Source organism: Aeromonas sp. 602658, from assembly GCF_049173005.1.
Lineage (GTDB): Bacteria > Pseudomonadota > Gammaproteobacteria > Enterobacterales > Aeromonadaceae > Aeromonas > Aeromonas veronii_A.
In genome coordinates this window covers 35072-52004 of record NZ_JAAKRF010000020.1, presented here as the reverse complement: position 1 = coordinate 52004, position 16933 = coordinate 35072, and the positions used below count along the sequence as shown (strand labels likewise).

Here is a 16933-nt window from a genome sequence, read left to right as displayed (position 1 = left end):
AGATGAAAAAATCCGAACCCGGTTACCGGGGTTCGGATTTTTTATGGTCAGCGAAAAGGGGAGAGGCTTAGATTCTGGGCGGGGCTCAGCCAGGCGCCGTGCCGATGGCGAGGGGCATACTCCCTGCGCGATGGTCACTTTATTGGTCGCTACGCGGCGCTTAGAAAGGTGGGTGTCCTATTTTTCCTTTGTTAGGCTTCTGACTTTTTACTTGAATCTTTTAATACTTGTAAGTTTTCATTTATTTTGAAAATCACAATCATTAGTTCACACCAAATTCTAGCAGCAATTGCGCCTCCCAATATAGTCAAAAGGCCCATGAGAAACTTCGTCAAAGTAACGCCACCATATCCACCAAAAATAGTTCCTAACCCAGAAACTAATGCGATTAACAACAGAAACTAATATAGGCCAGTCACTAACTTAGGTGTTAACATTGAATTAAACGAAAAAATTGATTTCATTATTATATTTCCTTGTAGTTAAAAATTTTATTATTGAACCCTATGATTGAAGCCTAACGCTTGGCTTTGCGGCGTACCGAAGCGCAGCGTAGGTACGTCCGACAACAGCCATTTATTAGGATTTTTCGTGACATTTCGCACATAGGTAATATAATGAACATAGATGCTATATGTTACAAGGGGCGTTGAAATGTCAAAAAGTGAATCTGGTCGATTAGTTCTTGAGATTGACCCTGACTTAAAGCGAAAGCTCTATGCCGTATTGGCATTGGAACAAAAAACCTTAAAAGAATGGTTTATCGAATCTTCGTCATCCTATGTGAAAGAAAGACTCAAAGCAGAGCTGGACAGTTTCGGGAGTGAAAAAGAATGAAGTTCAAAGCAGACCAGACAACCCAAAAGCTCAGGGGCGGCTACTATACACCAAAACCCTTAGCAGACTATGTAACAAGCTGGGTTTGTGCAATTAATCCTGAACACATTGCGGAGCCGAGTTGTGGAGACGGTGTTTTCCTGCAAAGCATTGCTGAGAAAAAACTTAACAAAGACGTACAGGTCACTGCTTATGAGCTATTCGATGTCGAAGCCGAGAAAGCCAGATCAAGAGCCGCCGAATCAGGGTTGAATAATTTTCAAATAAATGAAGGTGACTTTTTAAATTGGGCCAATATTGCACTGTTAGAAAAAGCGCACCCTTTCGATGCTGTGGTTGGCAACCCTCCGTTCATCCGATATCAGTTCCTTGAAATGGAATTTCAGCTGAACACAGAGCGGGTATTTCAAACACTCGGTCTTAAATTCACTAAACACACCAATGCATGGGTGCCTTTTATCTTGGCTTCCATTTCATTGCTACGCCCAGGTGGTCGACTCGGAATGGTCATCCCATCTGAAATTGTGCATGTTTTGCACGCACAGTCATTGCGTACTTACCTTGGTACCGAATGCAGTAAGGTTGTCATCATTGATCCTCAGGAAATTTGGTTCGAGGGCACCCTGCAAGGTGCGGTGATAATTATGGCCGAGAAGAAAATGGACTTTCATGAGCCGACCCAAGGAGTCGCCATTGAGAGTGTGCGCGGGTTTGACTTTCTTGAAACTGATCCGAATCAACTCTTCGAAAATGCCGTCGGAATCAATGGTGAAACAGTCGCGGGGAAATGGACTAAGGCTCTGTTCTCCCCCGAAGATTTAGCTTTTTATAATGACATTTGTCGGCACGATGACGTCCATATCTACAGTGAAATTGCTACAGTAGATGTTGGGATCGTTACTGGTGCAAACAAGTTTTTCCTAATTGATGACGAGACAGTAAAGCAACACAAATTGCATCAATATGTGCACCCAATGTTTGGTCGAAGCGAGCATTGTAAAGGCGTCATATATGACGAAGCACAACACCAGTCTAATAGGGATTCAGGAAACCCAACAAACTTTCTTCTGCTTGAGGATGAGCTCAACACCTACCCAGAAAACGTGAAGCACTACATCGCTCAGGGTGAACAGGAAGAACTACACAAGCGCTACAAATGCCGGATCCGTAAACCATGGTACAAAGTACCTTCTGTTTACGCTACTGCCATTGGGATGCTTAAGCGTTGTCATGACGCTCCACGTTTAATTTCCAACCAGATTAGTGCATACACTACGGATACCGCATACAGAATAAGACCTCTGGGTAATATTGATCCAGACACTCTCGTATATTGCTTTATGAATCCAATCACCGCAATTTCTGCGGAGCTGAATGGGCGGTATTATGGTGGTGGCGTATTAGAGTTGGTGCCATCAGAAATTGAAAAATTATGGCTACCTATTCCTGATGGAGTTGATATCCAGCTGGCACTGCTTGATGAGGAAATTCGAACTCTACCTATGGAAGAGGTGTTGCGCAGAAATGGCTATCGTGTGTTGCAGCACATTGGATTGTCTGAACAAGATGTCGAGAGATTGGTTCAAATTTGGTCTTGGTTCCGAGACCGGAGACAGAGAAAATAATCAGGGAAATGAGGCGTTCAGTGCATCTGACGCCTCTGATTACGTTTAGGTGATTTCTATCTGGTAGTTACTGCCACCCAGGTGGTAAAGTGCCATGTGCTTACCCAATAGTCCTCGCTTGGCAACAAGCGCTTTAGCATCCCCCCAATGTATCTGAGTCATTGCATTATTTTGGGCATACGTTTTTGTGTTTGTCTTAGAATTGTGGGTCAAGCGCAAATCGTAATTACCATTTGAGATACCATTAATAATGATTTCAAAAGTGGCTGTTGCCCTCAATAGGTGTTTTTTACTGGGGCGGGCATCAGGTGTCCATGTTAGCCCTACAAACACGCTATCCTTAAAATAGTGTCGTTGATCAATTCCATCAAGAAGGCCTTTCTTTAAGTACATAGACCCAGTTGGATTGGTGTTACTGCCAGTAGGGATGCATAAATCTCTTTCCGTTAACTCTTTACTGGACCAAACCAAGCCTGCGGCTGGAACAGCTTGGGGATTCTGCGGGTTTGGTGGCGCAACCTGAACAGGAACAGGTTGTGGTACAGCCTGAGGCTTTCTTCGATGTATTGGTAAGGCAGGTGTAGCCACTGATTGCCCACCTGGAGTCTTAGTGCCAATGACGGGAGCTTTTTTCTTTATGCTCTCATCTTCCAACCGGCCTTCATTTACTAAGTCGTCTAACTGGTTTCCAGCGGTGATCTGAAATACATTCAATGGATGCTGACCAATCAAGGCCCTGAATGGATCAATTAGCGTTGAAACATACTGACTATCATCATGATTAGTCAAATCAAGTTCAACTTTTGAACTAACTTCAACGTTATCGCTAAGCCCGCTAGCTGTCAGATTGGCACTCCCCACGATAAAGGTGGCTTGTTGAGCACCAATTGCGGCGTAGAGCTTTGGATGGAAAAGACTTGCTTGCGTCCCCATATCTATGACGTGAAGTTGCACTCCGATTGCTAAGAGTTTAGCTAATGCTTGTTTAGAAGTTATTCCATTCGAAATACCAACAAAAACTTGAGCTATATTGTTCTTTCTCTGAAGAGCCGTCTCAATTTTTGCTACTCCCGCTTCCCTCACAAATGCAACACTGATAAATAAGTCATCTGCCCACGGAGAATCAATTAAGTTATTTATTGCATGTTCATGATCATGATTAGGGGCAAGCCCCTGTGTAAGAGCTGATACTTTTGCCAATTATATATCCTTTTTAATTCTGAAATTATTGTTTGCGAGTAGTGGTGGCCACAATGAAGGAATGATGGGGTCAGGTCTTTAATTTTGACTTTGGCAAAAAATCCTTACCACCCACCTTGCTAACCGTACTGAAATTGGGACAGCCACCGTTTTGCTTCACTCGCTTACCCATTCCATCCGGCAAGGCTACCGCCCCTGAATGTCAGCCTCCAGTCTGCTGCTTTTTACCTGCGCGGTTTCGCTGGCTTGGCTCATAGGTGACTCCGACGAGGCTGTTGCCAAACGGCTATGTTAGCGAGCGATGCTGGAGAGGGAAGTGGAAGGTGATGGTTTTCTGAGCAAGATCAATAAATTAGTCATCCTGAGCCGTGTTGAAGTCGAACATCAACAAGGAAAGGGCTGATCTCCAAGGGCTGAAAATGGGACTGCGACCGTTTTGTGCACCGCGTAGCGAGCCCACTTAGTCACTGCCGGACAGGGTCAGGAGCACAATCAAGGATGATGGTACAGCCGTATCAAGAGGCCTGTTATAGATCCGGAGCTTGGCCGAGCAGCTTCCTCCTCCCTAGATGCCGGTCTCTCTGGTATGATGCGCCATCATTTAGCGACCGGTGACGAGACCAGTATCATAGGGGTCAGGCTGCCGGTACGGCCATTTTTCTTCGGGGCGCATTTATGCGACCCGACCTACGGATCTTGAACATGAGCACTGAACTGATCTACGGCATTCACGCTGTCACCGCGCTGCTGGAGCGCACCCCGGAGCGTTTCATCGAGGTATGGGCGCTGAAAGGGCGGGATGACGACCGGCTGCAACCCCTGCTGGCCGAGCTGGAGTCCCTCGGCCTCAAGGTGCAGAGCGTGAACCGCAAGACCCTTGATGACAAAGCGGAAGGCAACAATCACCAGGGCATCATGGCCCGGGTGAAAGAGGCGCCGAAGCTGGCCGAGCACGATCTGGCCAGCCTGCTGGACGAGTTGGCGGCACAACAGAGCCAGCCCTTCCTGCTGGTGCTGGATGGCGTGACCGATCCGCACAACCTCGGCGCCTGCCTGCGCAGCGCCGATGCCGCCGGGGCTCATGCGGTGATCGTGCCGCGGGACAAGGCCACGGGTCTCACCCCGATTGTGCGCAAGGTCGCCTGTGGCGCGGCCGAAGTGGTGCCGCTGATTCAGGTCACCAACCTGGCCCGTACCCTGCGCGAGCTGCAGGAGCGCGGTGTCTGGATCGTCGGCACCGCTGGCGAGGCAGATCACGACCTCTATCAGGCCAAACTGACCGGCCCGATGGCGCTGGTGATGGGTGCTGAAGGTAAAGGCATGCGTCGTCTGACCCGAGAACATTGCGACGAGCTGGTGAGCATCCCGATGGCGGGGGCGGTATCCAGCCTCAACGTCTCGGTGGCAACCGGCGTTTGCCTGTTTGAAGCCGTGCGTCAGCGTCGCTGTTAATCATGCTGACTGACAGACCCCCCTTCGATTGGGCGCAGGTCGCAGATAGAGAGGAGGCCGCGCGCCTCCTCTCTTTTGCCCGCCCGCTGACCCTCCGCCCGAAAAGCTGCCTCTGGCACGCCGGCGACAGCCCGGATCTGCTGGTCAGGGTGGAGCAGGGGCTGCTGCGGGCCAAGCTGGTGCTGGAGGATGGCCGCGAGTACATCAAGGAGTTCTACTGGGAGGGGGACGAGTTTCTCGACTTCCACCACCTGCTTAGTGGCGAGCCAGCCCGCTACAGCGTGGAGGCGCTGGAGTCTTGCCGTCTGCAGCTGTTCAGTCTGGCCGACCTGCGCCAGCTGCCCGGCTGGCCGCGCTGGTATCAGCACTTGCTGGAGGTGCAGTTGCGCATCAAGGAGGAGAAGGAGCTGTTGCTGCTCACCGGCAGCCCGCAGGCGCGCTATCAGCACTTTCTCGACAGTTTTCCCGCGCTCGATGCCAGAGTGCCCGACCACCAGATCGCCGCCTATCTCGGCATTACCCCCATCAGCCTGAGCCGCATTCGCAAACGGCTGAAAGAACTTAACAAAGGTTAATGCAGGGCGCTGGCGCCACGATTATGCTGGCAGGCCGAACTGATAAGGAGTTGCCGATGAACTGGATCCTGAAACCCTGGTCTGAACTGACCACAGACGAGTTGTATGAGTTGCTGGCGCTGCGGGCCGAGGTGTTCGTGGTGGAGCAGACCTGCCCCTTTCAGGATCTGGACGGGCTCGATCGCCGCGAGGGTGTCTGGCACCTGCTCGGCTATCAGGGCGATCTGCTGGCCGCCTATGCACGGATCATGGCGCCCGGTATCGGCGATGAGAGCGGCGCCGCCATCGGTCGGGTGGTAACTTCACCCAAGGCGCGCGGCGGTGGTCTCGGTCACCAGCTGATCGGCGAGGCGGTCAAGGCGTGTGAGGCACGCTGGCCGACCCACAGCATCTGGCTGGGGGCGCAGGCCCATCTGCAGGGCTTCTATGGCCAGCACGGTTTTGTGGCGGAAGGGGAAGGCTATCTCGAAGATGATATCCCCCATATGGGAATGCGCAGAGTGGCGGCATAACCACTCGTCAGAGTGATGCAGAATGCAGAAGGGCTATCCCGCGGGATGGCCCTTCTCTTTATCGCCAGGCGATCACTTCTTCTTTTTCTTCTTGGCGGACTTCTTCTTGTCGACCGGCTTTTTCTTCTTCACCGGTACCCGCGCCTCTTTATGTTTCGGGCGCAGCTCGTCGATCACCCGGCGCTTGAGGCGCTCTTCGGTGTAGCGCTCGATCTTGGCGACCATCGCCATGTCGTGGGCCTCCACCAGGCTGATGGCGCAGCCACGATTGCCGGCGCGGCCGGTACGGCCGATACGGTGAACGTAAACGTCGGCGCCGTAGGGCATGTCGTAGTTGATGACATGGCTGACGTTCGGCAGGTCGATGCCACGGGCGGCGACGTCGGTGGCGATCAGGAAGGGCACTTCCCCTTCGTGGAACTTGCGGATCGACTCGATACGCTTGCTCTGCTCCATCTCGCCACGGATCCAGGCGCAGGAGATACCTGCAGCCTGCAGCTGGCCGGAGAGCTCCGCCAGACGCTCGCGAGTCTTGACGAAGATGATGGCTTTCTGGGTTTCCGGATCTTTCAGGATATGGGTCAGCAGCGCCAGCTTGTGGGTGGCGTCATCGGCCAGATGGATCCACTGGGTGATGGGGCGACGTTCGCTGCGGGGCGGCTCGGCGTGCAGCTCCACCGGATCCTTGAGGATCTCGTTGGCGAACTTCTCAAGGCCGGCCCCTTCCAGGGTGGCGGAGAAGAGCATGGTGTGCTTGCGGTAGCGCGCTTCGGCCACGATGCGGTTCACATCCTTGATAAAGCCCATGTCCAGCATGCGGTCCGCTTCATCCAGCACCAGCACTTCGATGTCGTGGCTCTCGAACTCCTCTTTCTCGATGTACTCGAGCAGACGGCCCGGGGTGGCCACCACTATGTCGGTGGTCTTGGTCAGGGCAGGCAGCTGCTCTTCATGGCTGACGCCGCCGATGATGGTTTCGATGCTGAGGTTGGTATGGGCCGCCAGCGCCTTGGCGTGGGCGGTCACCTGCAGCGCCAGCTCGCGGGTCGGGGTCAGGATCAGCATGCGGCAGGGGCCCGGCTTGCGGCGCGGGAAGTCCAGCAGGTGCTGGAGTGCCGGCAGCAGGAAGGAGGCTGTCTTGCCGGTACCGGTCGGAGCGGATGCCAGAATATCGCGGCCGTCCAGGGCTGGCTCCAGCACCATCTGCTGGATGGTGGTGGGGCGGGTGAATCCCATCTCGGCCAAGGCCCGGTTGAGGGCTGGGTGCAGGTCGAAATCATCAAAGGACTGGCTCATGGCAATACTCGGTCATTAAGGAAACGGCAGATTATAGGCGATTATCTCGTCGGCTCCTATTGGTGAGTGTGTCTTAGCCGCTATAATCGCCCACCATTTTTGCAGATGACGGGGGCCAGATGGGACGTAGTCGCGGATTTACCTTCAAACAGTTCCATATCAATCACGATCGCTGCGCCATGAAGGTGGGTACCGATGGCATTTTGCTCGGTGCCTGGGCGCCGGTCGAACAGGCGCGTCGAGTGCTCGATATCGGCACCGGCAGCGGCCTGATCGCCCTGATGCTGGCCCAGCGCAGCAGATCTGACTGCCGTCTTGATGCGGTCGAGCTGGATATTAATGCGGCCAGCCAGGCGCGGGAGAATGCGGCGTCCTCTCCTTGGGCAGATCGGGTGACCATCATAGAGAGTGCCATTCAGGATTATCAGGCCGCCCCTTACGATCTTGTCGTCTCCAACCCTCCCTATTTCGTGGCAGGCCAGTCATTTAGCGATCCGGCGCGGGCGTTGGCCCGCCATACCGGCGCCCTCGACAGCCCCGCATTACTGGCGGCCTGCAATCGTTTGTTGAGCCCGAACGGGCAGGTGGCGCTGGTGCTGCCGACGGCGATGGCCGATGAAATTTTATGCATTTCGGCGAATTATGATCTGCATGGCATTTGTTATACAGCTGTTATCACCAGAGAGGGTAAAGAGGCAAATCGTGTTTTATTGCTACTTGGCAGAGGATTAAACAGGTGTGAGAGGGGTGAAATTGTGATCCATTCTGCTGATGGGGCCTATTCCGACAGATATATCCAACTGACCAACCCCTTCTATTTGAAGATGTAAATTTCGTCTTGAACTATTTTTTCACGCCATTATGCTGGTTCCAGATCGAGCGCCCGCTCCAGACCAGCTAAAACCACTGGTTGCGATGAAAAAACATGCGGGGCTCTTTTTTTATACCCCCTGAACACACCCGGTCAGCGACCGATAAAAACTATAACAAGCAATAATCTACAAGACAGACGAGGTTGAACTTGACGAAATCACTCACATTGTCCGATGTACTCGGATTAGGGTTTATGACCTTCGCCTTCTACTTGGGCGCCGGTAACATCATTTTCCCGCCGTTGGCCGGTTACATGGCTGGTGAGCACCTCTCCCTGGCGATGTTTGGCTTCCTGGTCACTGCCGTGGGCCTGCCTCTGGTAACCATTCTGGCCGTGGCGAAAGCCGGTAACGGTTGGGCTGGCATGACCAAACTGCTGCCTGCCGGTGTTGCGACTGCGCTGGCCGTTGCCATCTATATCATCATAGGCCCGGCCTTTGCCGCGCCCCGTACCGGTCTGGTTGCCTACGAAATGGGCCTCAAGCCGTTCATCGGTGATATGGGGCAAGCGGGTCTGGCGGCCTATACCGTGATCTTCTTTGGTGTGGCCATTCTGGTCTCCATGAACCAGGGCAAGCTGATGGACGCCATCGGCAAATACCTGACTCCGGTACTGATGCTGCTGCTGCTGACTCTGGCGGTCGGGGTATTCGTAGCGCCGCAAGGCGCCATGCCTGACGCGTCCGGTGACTATCAGAACAGCCCCTTCGTGAAAGGGATCCTGGAAGGTTACAACACCATGGACACCCTGGCGTCCCTGATGTTTGGCGCCCTGATCGTCGATCTGCTGCGCCAGAAAGGCATCAACGATTACAAGAGCCAGTTCAAGTATCTGGCCATTGCCGGCCTCATCTCTGCCGTTGGTCTGAGCGTGGTGTACGTCTCCCTGTTCCAGCTGGGTAACACGGCAGCCGGTGTGGCGACGGATGTCAGCAATGGTGGCGCCATCGTCAACGCCTACGTACTGAGCCTGTTTGGTCAGCCGGGTCAGTTCATTCTGGCGGCCATCATCACTCTGGCGTGTTTTACCACTGCAGTCGGTCTGATCTCCGCCTGTTCCGATTTCTTCCACAATCTGACCGGCATGGCTTACAAGAAGCTGGTGGTGTTGCTGGGCGTTATCTGTGCCGTGGTGGCCAACGTGGGCCTGAGCCAGCTGATCAGCCTCTCCATTCCGGTGCTGGTTGCCATCTATCCGGTTGCCGTGGCGCTGGTGCTGGTCACCTTCCTGAAGGGTTACTTCGGCCGTCCCCGTCTGGTGTTCCGTGGCGTGTTGATGGTTGCCTTCCTGTTCGGGTGCCTGGATGGTCTGGGTGCTGCCGGCATGAAGATGGATGCGTTTGCCTTCCTGCCGCTGTTCGACAAGGGCCTCGCCTGGCTGATGCCGACCCTGCTGGCCTGCGTAGTTGGCGTGATGGTGCGTCCGACACAGATGGCTGCCGAAGCTGCCTGATCACGCCCGATGTGATATTGCCAAGAGCCTGCCCCGTGCAGGCTCTTTTGCTTTCCGTCACTCTGCATTGTGTTTTGCAGGGTTGTGATGGTCACTGCCGGTGACGCTTGCCTGTTCCGCGCTTTTGCTGCCTGTTCTCGCCTCTTTGCTCAATCTCTCTTTACATCATTTTGAGAATGGCAAACTTGTTGGTGATTAATTCTATTTGTTCAAATTGTTTCAATGTATTAATTTGATATTGAGATTTGATTCCTTTTCTTTATGCTGAATGCGCAATTCTTGTCCGGTATCCGTACGAGAGAGAAGCAAGAGACATTGTTACCGGTTATCTGCCAGGCAGTGGGTGCAATCAATAACAAGCTGATAAGGCAGATGAGGGTGGGTTTGACGAAATCATTGAAGTTGTCCGACGTATTCGGACTGGGGTTTATGACGTTTGCCTTCTATCTGGGGGCTGGCAATATCATTTTTCCGCCGCTTGCGGGTTTTATGGCTGGTGAGCATCTGCTGGCCGCCATGTGCGGTTTTCTACTGACGGCGGTGGGGCTGCCGTTAATCACCCTGATTGCGGTTGCCAAGGGGAGTTCGGGGGGCCGCGCGAGTGGCTGGACCGGAATGACCCGCTATCTGCCCGCCGGGGCGGCGACCGCGCTGGCCATCGCCATCTATATCATCATGGGGCCCGCCTTTGCCATTCCCCGCACCGGTCTGGTCGCGTACGAGATGGGGCTCAAGCCCTGGCTCGGCGATGCCGGTCATGAGGGGCTGCTGATCTACACCCTGAGTTTCTTTGCGCTGGTGATCATGGTGGCGCTCGATCGGGGCAAACTGCTCGATGCGGTTGGCAAGTACCTGACTCCCGCCCTGATGGCGATGCTGCTCATTCTGGCGGTCGGGGTCTTTATCGCGCCACAGGGTACCATGCCCGATGCCAGCGGTGACTACATCAGCGCTCCGCTCACCAAGGGGATGCTGGAGGGGTATAACACCATGGATACCCTGGCATCCCTGATGTTTGGCGCCCTGATCATCGGGTTGCTGCGCCAGAAGGGGATCGAGGATTATCGCAGCCAGTTCAAATACCTCACCATTGCGGGCCTGATCTCGGCGGTCGGGTTGTCGGCGGTCTATCTCTCCCTTTTCCAGCTTGGCAACAGTGCCGGTGGGGTGGCGAGCGACATCAGCAACGGCGGTGCCATCGTCAATGCCTACGTCCTGAGCCTGTTTGGTCAGCCTGGGCAGCTTATTTTGGCGGCCATCATCACTCTGGCCTGTTTTACCAGTGCAGTAGGCCTACTCTGTGCCGGAGCCGATTATTTCCAAGGTTTGACTGGCTGGGCTTACCACGAGTGGGTGATGCTGCTGGGGGCACTCTGCGCGCTGGTGGCCAATGTGGGGCTGAGTGAGCTTATCAGTCTCTCCATCCCGGTGCTGGTAGCCATCTACCCGGTTGCCATTGCATTGGTGCTGGTGACCTTCCTCAAAGGGTGGTTTGCCCAGCCACGGCTGGCGTTTCGTGGCGTGCTGCTGGTCGCCTTTCTGTTTGGCTGTCTGGACGGACTGGGCGCTGCTGGTATGGCTATGGACGGCTTTGCCTTCCTGCCGCTGTTCGACAAGGGACTTGCCTGGCTGCTGCCAACTCTGCTGGCCTGCATCGTTGGCATCTTGATGCGACCGAACGGAAAGCTGGCTGCCGAAGCGGCTTGATTCAGGATCAACGAGATAGCAAAGAGGCCAGCATCTGCTGGCCTCTTCTGTTTCTGCCGGATCCGTTACCGGATCAGATTTGCGGGCCTGCCGGCTTGGGTTTGCCATCCAGACCATACCAGTGGGTTTCTACCCGTCCGGCATGCCACTCGAAGGTGCCCCAGGGCTGTTTGGTTTCCCAGCGCGGGAAGTTGATGAGAACCCGGTTATCTTCGTACTTGTAGAGGGAGGTGCTGATCTGAATGTCCGACAGGATCAACAGTAGTGCCCAGCAGATGAAAATCCATTTCAATGCTTTCCACATAGGATTACTCGAAGCAAATTTCGATAGTGGCGCGACCGAAATCGGATTCGAACGGCATCATTATCTTGGTGCCATCGGCCCTGTGGGTGATGGTGTGGTTGGGGCCGGAGACGATGATGGGGGTCGCCATGTCAAACTCGTAGCCCTTCTCGCCCAGCATCCGCTTGGCACCGCCGGTCACCATGTTGGTGATTTCACCGACCATGTCGGTCACCTCTTCATTGATGGAGGCGGGAGCTTCCCCCAGCATGCGACGCATGATCTCCAGCGCCAGCCCCTTCTCGAAGCTGATGGAGAGGGAGCCGCGGGTCTGCGGGCCGACCATGCCGATCAGACCGGAGACGTCGCCGCGCGCCAGCTCATCCATCTTGCGTTTCGGTTTGCCCGGTTTTAGTTCCAGCTGTGCCATGGTCGAGAGCACATTGAGCAGAGATAGCAGGAACGGATTTACAAAATCAGCCTTCATGATGACTTCCTACAGTGGGCGTACAGCGAGCACATTGGCCATGTGCCTCTATTGTCTTATTGGTAATCGTAAAGCCATGCAAGTGGGCCTGCTCGGAAAACGCGCTATCTATTGCACTATCGTGAAGTTCGACCACATCCCCGCACTCGTCGCAGATCAGCAGCTGCATCGGGTGAGCGTGATCGAAGTGGCAGCAGAAGATAAACGCGTTGAGCGATTCCACTTTGTGAGCAAAGCCCTGTTCGAGCAAAAAATCGAGTGCCCGATAGACGGTTGGCGGCTTGGCATTGGCTTCGGTTTGTTGCAGCTGGGCCAACAAATCATAGGCGCTGATGGCGTTGCCGTGTGCCGCCAGCAGGCGAAATACCTGACGTCGGGTCGGGGTGAAGCGGATCCCTCGCTGTATACAGAGTCGCTCGGCTCGTTGTAAAAGTTGGTCTTGATTCATGATCGCGCAGATACCCTTTCTATTAGCCGGATACTATCACAGGGCCTCGCATGGCGCGGCGACAAAATTCATTTTCTGGGGCTGCTTCACGTTGTGATAAAATCCGCCCCTTTCTTTAGCCAACCCGGATGATTTTTATGCAGGCGCAGCGTTTTTCCATCGCCCCCATGCTGGACTGGACTGATCGGCATTGCCGTTACTTTCATCGACTGATGAGCCGCCAGACCTTGCTCTATACCGAAATGGTGACCACCGGCGCCATCATCCACGGCAAGGGGGATTATCTGGGTTACAGCGAGCAGGAGCACCCCATCTCCCTGCAGCTGGGGGGCAGCAATCCGGCCGATCTGGCGCGCTGTGCCAAGCTGGCCGAGGAGCGCGGCTATGACGAGGTGAACATCAACGTCGGCTGCCCCTCCGATCGGGTGCAAAACGGTCGCTTTGGCGCCTGCCTGATGGGCGAACCAGCGCTGGTGGCGGACTGCGTCAAGGCAATGCGCGATGTGGTCGATATTCCGGTGACGGTGAAGACCCGTATCGGCATCGACGATCAGGACTCCTACGAATTTCTGCAGACCTTTATCGAACAGGTGCGCGATGCCGGTTGCGATACCTTTATCGTCCATGCCCGCAAGGCGTGGCTGAGCGGCCTGAGCCCCAAGGAGAACCGCGAGATCCCGCCCCTCGATTATCCCCGCGTCTATCGGGTCAAGCAGGATTACCCGGAGCTGACCATCGCCCTCAACGGCGGCGTCACCTCCATGGAGCAGACTCTGGAGCACCTGCAACACGTCGATGGCGTCATGATGGGGCGTGAAGCATATCAGAACCCCTACATTCTGGCGCAGGTGGACAATCTGGTGTTCGGCCAGAACAACGCCGTGCCGAGCCGCCACGAGGTTGTGCGGATGATGCTGCCCTATATCGAGCAGGAGCTGGCCAAGGGCAACTACCTCTCCCATATGACCCGCCATATGCTGGGGCTGTTCCAGAACATGCAGGGGGCTCGCGCCTGGCGCCGCCACCTGAGCGAGAACGCCTGCAAACCGGGCGCCGGTATTCAGGTGGTGCTGGATGCCATGGCCAAGGTGCCGGAGTTTGCCAGCAGCGAGACGGCCGAATAAGCCGCTTTGTCAGGGCAAGAACCACAAAAAGCGCGTCAATCGACGCGCTTTTGGTTTTTCTGGTCAGGGTCACCCTGATGTGTTGTCAGAAGTCGTACTGTAGTCGTGTATCTCTCCGGGGCGCGGAGTAAAACGTGGATCGCCATCTTTGTATTCACGAACAAGCTGCATGGTCTTGCAGAAGCTGGCCTGCTTGTCGTACTCCTGCCGGGCAAGATCGATGGCCCGCTCGGCCCGGCGTCGCTCCATCTTGTCAGACTTGCGATCACTGAACTGTTGCTGCTGATGCAGCATCCAGCCGACAAACTCTTGCTGGCATTGGGATTCGCTGTTGGCCTGTGCAGGCAGGGTCCACAACAACGAGAGCAGTATCAAATAACGCATGTCTGACTGGGTATTGAAGATTAATTGAACAGAAGGGGCGGCATTTTAGGCTGGAAATCGGGGTGTTAACAGTATCAATAGCGAGGCCCTGCGGGGCCTCGCATCGTTGTGGCCGGTGTCAGTGTTTGATCAGGTACAGCTGGCGGCTGTAGGCCACATCCTCCGGGTTGTTGATGGGGTAGCCCTTGAGCCATGGCTTGATGAGGCGGGCATTGGTGTACTGGTAGATGGGGGCTATAGGGGCCTGATCCAGCAGGATCGCTTCCGCCTCGCCAAACAGCTTGCTGCGGCTGGCGGCATCCTGAGTGCTGGCCGCCTCTGCCAGCAGCTGGTCATAACGGGCATTGGCAAAGCCTGCCATATTGCCGCTGTGACGGGAGCCCCACAGGCCGAGGAACGCTGACGGGTCGTTGTAGTCAGCGACCCAGGAGGAGCGGATCACCTCGAACTGACCGCTCTGGCGGCTGTCGAGATAGGTTTTCCACTCCTGATTGGTCAGCTCGACCTCGGCGCCCAGCTTCTGTTTCCACATGCTGGCGATGGCCAGCGCCATCTTCTTGTGAATTTCCGCGGTGTTGTAGAGCAGGGTCAGCTTGAGTGGCTTGCCCGGGCCGTAACCGGCCTCCTTGAGCAGGGCCTTGGCCTTGCTGTCCAGCTCCGGCTGGCTGCTGGTGGAGAGCAGGTTGGCGGCTGGGGTGAAGCTGGCGGTTACATCCGGAGTGAAGTGATAAGCCGGTTTCTCGCCAGTGCCGAGCACCTTGTCTGCGATCAGGGCGCGGTCGATGGTGTAGGAGAGCGCTTTGCGCACCCGCACATCGTTCAGTGGCGCCTGTTTGGTATTGAAGGCGTAGTAGTAGGTGCCGAGCTGATCCGGGGTATAGACCTCATTCGGGATCTGCTGCTTCAGCTTGTCGTACTGCTCCTTGGGGAAGGATTCGGTGATATGCAGATCGCCAGCCAGGTAGCGGTTGGTGGCCGCGCTCTCCTGATTGATCGGCATGAAGATCACCTTGGTCAATACGGTATGTGCCCGATCCCAGTAATAAGGGTTGGGGGTCAGCTCCAGCTTCTCGTTGACCACCCGATGGTTCAGCGCAAAGGCACCGTTGCCCACCAGTTTACCGGGCTGAGTCCACTGGTTGCCGTACTGCTCGATGCTGGCCTGATGGAGCGGCGACAGGCTGGGGTGGCTCAGCAGGTTCAGGAAGTAGGGCACCGGCTGGGAGAGGGTCACCTGCAGGGTGTGATCATCGAGGGCCTTGACCCCCAGCTCGCTGGCAGGCAATTTGCTAGCTACTATCTCGTCCACCTTGTCGAAACGGGCCAGTTGGGCAAACCAGGCGAAGGTGGCCGCCTCTTTCGGATCGACCAGTTTGCGCCAGCCGTAGACGAAGTCGCCGGCCTTGACCGGATCGCCGTTGGACCAGCGCGCATCCGGGCGCAGATGGAAGGTAAAGAACTGGTTGCCCTTGTTCTCCCAGCTGGCCGCCACTCCGGCAACCGGTTTGCCATCCGGCCCCTGGGTCAGCAGCCCCTCGAACAGATCCCGTAGTACCTGCAACTCCGGCAGGCCGACCAGCTTGAGCGGGCTCAGGCTCGCAGGTTCATCCTTGAGGTGGCGAACGACAATCTGCTCGGCGGCGAGTTGTGTTCCGGCGGGAATATCGGCAGCCTGGACAGCAGCACAGCCCAGCAGGGCCAGCAAGGGGCTCCATCCTTTCATGGGTCGGATCCTTCAAATAGTGTGAAGCGGGGAGAAAACTCGGCGAGAAAATATCGCCGACAGATGGGAAATCATGATATCCCGTTTGCTGGTCTGACCGCCAGCATTCGACTCTCACTCCCAATCGGGGTAGAAGAGCGTTCCCGGCGTCTGTGCAGTTCAATGTGGTGAGGAGTGTCAAACGATGAAAGCATGGTTAGTGCTGGCCTGTGTGTTGAGCCAGGGTGCCTGGGCGTTGGCCCCGTGCCAGAGCGACACGGCGGTGGGCAACTGGTGCGAGATCGGCATCGATGCCTTGCACCCGACTCAGGGGGGCGTCGGCCAGATCCAGGTCGATGAGACCCAGGCCACATTGGCGGACATGAGCGCAAAGCAGCTCGACAAGTTGATGAAAAAGAAAGAGATCCCCGTGGTGATTGCGCCGGATGGCAGCTACTGGCTGGTGGACAGGCACCATCTCACCAAGGCGTTGTGGCAGCAGGGCGTCAAGGATGCCCGGGTCAAGGTGATTGGCCGTCTGCAGGACAAAGCCAACTTCTGGAGCCAGATGCAGAACAATCATTGGGCCTGGCTCAAGGATGAGAAGGGACAGCCGCTGACCCCGGAGCAGTTGCCGACCAGCATCGACAAGCTGCCTGATTACCCCTATCGCACCCTCGCCGGACTGCTGCAGAATGCGGGCTACTTTCGCAAGGACAAACGGGTCTATTTCGTCGAGTTTGCCTGGGCCAGCTGGCTCGGCAAGCAGATGCAATGGATGCCGGTGGACAGCGCCAATCTGGCGGCCCGCCTGCAACAGGCCAAACGGCTCGCCTGCGGCAGCGATGCCAAGGAGCTACCCGGTTATCCCGGCAAGCAGTGCAGCCTCAACCAGTCCAAAAGCGCGCAGTGAGTGGATGTGCGATGACGGCGTCCAGAGCATGCCGGAGATAAAAGAGGGCGACCCTGGGGTCG

At 55.5% G+C, this 16933-nt stretch carries 18 protein-coding genes; 10 read left to right on the top strand and 8 right to left on the bottom strand.

All coding sequences use genetic code 11. The features are described from left to right. Nucleotides 1–191 precede the first annotated feature (191 nt). Nucleotides 192–395 carry a DUF4282 domain-containing protein gene (locus tag G5253_RS14250; RefSeq protein WP_410170588.1) on the bottom strand — a complete coding sequence of 68 codons (204 nt, stop codon included), beginning with the start codon at nucleotides 393–395 and terminating at the stop codon, nucleotides 192–194. A 259-nt stretch (nucleotides 396–654) separates the two neighbouring features. On the opposite strand from G5253_RS14250, the gene G5253_RS14245 reads away from it, so the two are divergent. After that, entirely contained in the window at nucleotides 655–837 is a 183-nt protein-coding gene (locus tag G5253_RS14245) for a hypothetical protein (protein WP_266135393.1), read from the top strand. Then, nucleotides 834–2462: a class I SAM-dependent methyltransferase gene (locus G5253_RS14240; RefSeq protein ID WP_266135394.1), complete on the top strand. Its 1629-nt coding sequence runs from the start codon at nucleotides 834–836 to the stop codon at nucleotides 2460–2462. The genes G5253_RS14245 and G5253_RS14240 overlap by 4 nt, the downstream gene beginning before the upstream one ends. Nucleotides 2463–2507: 45 nt before the next feature. On the opposite strand, the gene G5253_RS14235 is transcribed toward G5253_RS14240, so the two are convergent. Then, nucleotides 2508–3662 carry a phospholipase D-like domain-containing protein gene (locus G5253_RS14235; protein ID WP_421203590.1) on the bottom strand — a complete coding sequence of 385 codons (1155 nt, stop codon included), beginning with the start codon at nucleotides 3660–3662 and terminating at the stop codon, nucleotides 2508–2510. 702 nt (nucleotides 3663–4364) lie between these two features. Between G5253_RS14235 and rlmB the strand changes: the two genes are divergently transcribed. The 3 genes from rlmB to G5253_RS14220 are packed head-to-tail and all read left to right on the top strand — an operon-like array spanning nucleotide 4365 to nucleotide 6201. Then, on the top strand, nucleotides 4365–5114 hold the full coding sequence (rlmB, locus tag G5253_RS14230; RefSeq protein ID WP_266135396.1) for a 23S rRNA (guanosine(2251)-2'-O)-methyltransferase RlmB: 750 nt from the start codon (nucleotides 4365–4367) through the stop codon (nucleotides 5112–5114). A gap of 2 nt (nucleotides 5115–5116) precedes the next feature. Then, entirely contained in the window at nucleotides 5117–5689 is a 573-nt protein-coding gene (locus G5253_RS14225) for a Crp/Fnr family transcriptional regulator (protein WP_266135397.1), read from the top strand. 56 nt (nucleotides 5690–5745) lie between these two features. Beyond that, nucleotides 5746–6201 carry a GNAT family N-acetyltransferase gene (locus G5253_RS14220; protein WP_266135398.1) on the top strand — a complete coding sequence of 152 codons (456 nt, stop codon included), beginning with the start codon at nucleotides 5746–5748 and terminating at the stop codon, nucleotides 6199–6201. Nucleotides 6202–6273: 72 nt separating this feature from the next. Here G5253_RS14220 and srmB read toward each other — a convergent pair whose 3' ends face one another. Next, on the bottom strand, nucleotides 6274–7497 hold the full coding sequence (srmB, locus tag G5253_RS14215; protein ID WP_058059701.1) for an ATP-dependent RNA helicase SrmB: 1224 nt from the start codon (nucleotides 7495–7497) through the stop codon (nucleotides 6274–6276). 119 nt (nucleotides 7498–7616) lie between these two features. Between srmB and G5253_RS14210 the strand changes: the two genes are divergently transcribed. The 3 genes from G5253_RS14210 (at nucleotide 7617) to brnQ (G5253_RS14200) (ending at nucleotide 11530) form a co-directional block, all read left to right on the top strand. Continuing rightward, a complete protein-coding gene (locus G5253_RS14210) occupies nucleotides 7617–8327 on the top strand; it encodes a tRNA1(Val) (adenine(37)-N6)-methyltransferase (protein WP_266135399.1) in 711 nt (236 codons plus the stop codon). Nucleotides 8328–8518: 191 nt separating this feature from the next. Continuing rightward, nucleotides 8519–9823, top strand: coding sequence for a branched-chain amino acid transport system II carrier protein (brnQ, locus tag G5253_RS14205; RefSeq protein ID WP_266135400.1), 1305 nt, complete (start codon nucleotides 8519–8521; stop codon nucleotides 9821–9823). Nucleotides 9824–10252: 429 nt separating this feature from the next. Next, complete coding sequence (gene brnQ, locus G5253_RS14200) at nucleotides 10253–11530, top strand: branched-chain amino acid transport system II carrier protein (protein ID WP_266135431.1); 1278 nt, start codon at nucleotides 10253–10255, stop codon at nucleotides 11528–11530. Nucleotides 11531–11603: 73 nt separating this feature from the next. On the opposite strand, the gene G5253_RS14195 is transcribed toward brnQ (G5253_RS14200), so the two are convergent. From G5253_RS14195 to zur, 3 genes are read right to left on the bottom strand one after another with little or no spacing between them, the layout of a single operon-like run. Continuing rightward, complete coding sequence (locus G5253_RS14195) at nucleotides 11604–11834, bottom strand: hypothetical protein (protein ID WP_160882368.1); 231 nt, start codon at nucleotides 11832–11834, stop codon at nucleotides 11604–11606. Between the two features lie 4 nt (nucleotides 11835–11838). Further along, a complete protein-coding gene (locus G5253_RS14190) occupies nucleotides 11839–12300 on the bottom strand; it encodes a chemotaxis protein CheX (protein WP_005343179.1) in 462 nt (153 codons plus the stop codon). After that, a complete protein-coding gene (zur, locus tag G5253_RS14185) occupies nucleotides 12290–12748 on the bottom strand; it encodes a zinc uptake transcriptional repressor Zur (RefSeq protein WP_160882369.1) in 459 nt (152 codons plus the stop codon). The genes G5253_RS14190 and zur overlap by 11 nt, the downstream gene beginning before the upstream one ends. 137 nt (nucleotides 12749–12885) lie before the next feature. On the opposite strand from zur, the gene dusA reads away from it, so the two are divergent. Further along, a complete protein-coding gene (gene dusA, locus G5253_RS14180) occupies nucleotides 12886–13872 on the top strand; it encodes a tRNA dihydrouridine(20/20a) synthase DusA (protein WP_042062963.1) in 987 nt (328 codons plus the stop codon). A gap of 69 nt (nucleotides 13873–13941) precedes the next feature. Here the strand turns inward: dusA and G5253_RS14175 are convergent, their stop codons facing one another. Then, complete coding sequence (locus G5253_RS14175) at nucleotides 13942–14256, bottom strand: hypothetical protein (RefSeq protein WP_227341416.1); 315 nt, start codon at nucleotides 14254–14256, stop codon at nucleotides 13942–13944. Nucleotides 14257–14374: 118 nt separating this feature from the next. Then, on the bottom strand, nucleotides 14375–15979 hold the full coding sequence (locus G5253_RS14170) for a peptide ABC transporter substrate-binding protein (RefSeq protein WP_266135401.1): 1605 nt from the start codon (nucleotides 15977–15979) through the stop codon (nucleotides 14375–14377). Nucleotides 15980–16163: 184 nt separating this feature from the next. Here G5253_RS14170 and G5253_RS14165 point away from each other — a divergent pair, with 184 nt between their 5' ends. Continuing rightward, complete coding sequence (locus G5253_RS14165; RefSeq protein ID WP_266135402.1) at nucleotides 16164–16871, top strand: ParB-like protein; 708 nt, start codon at nucleotides 16164–16166, stop codon at nucleotides 16869–16871. Nucleotides 16872–16933 lie beyond the last annotated feature (62 nt).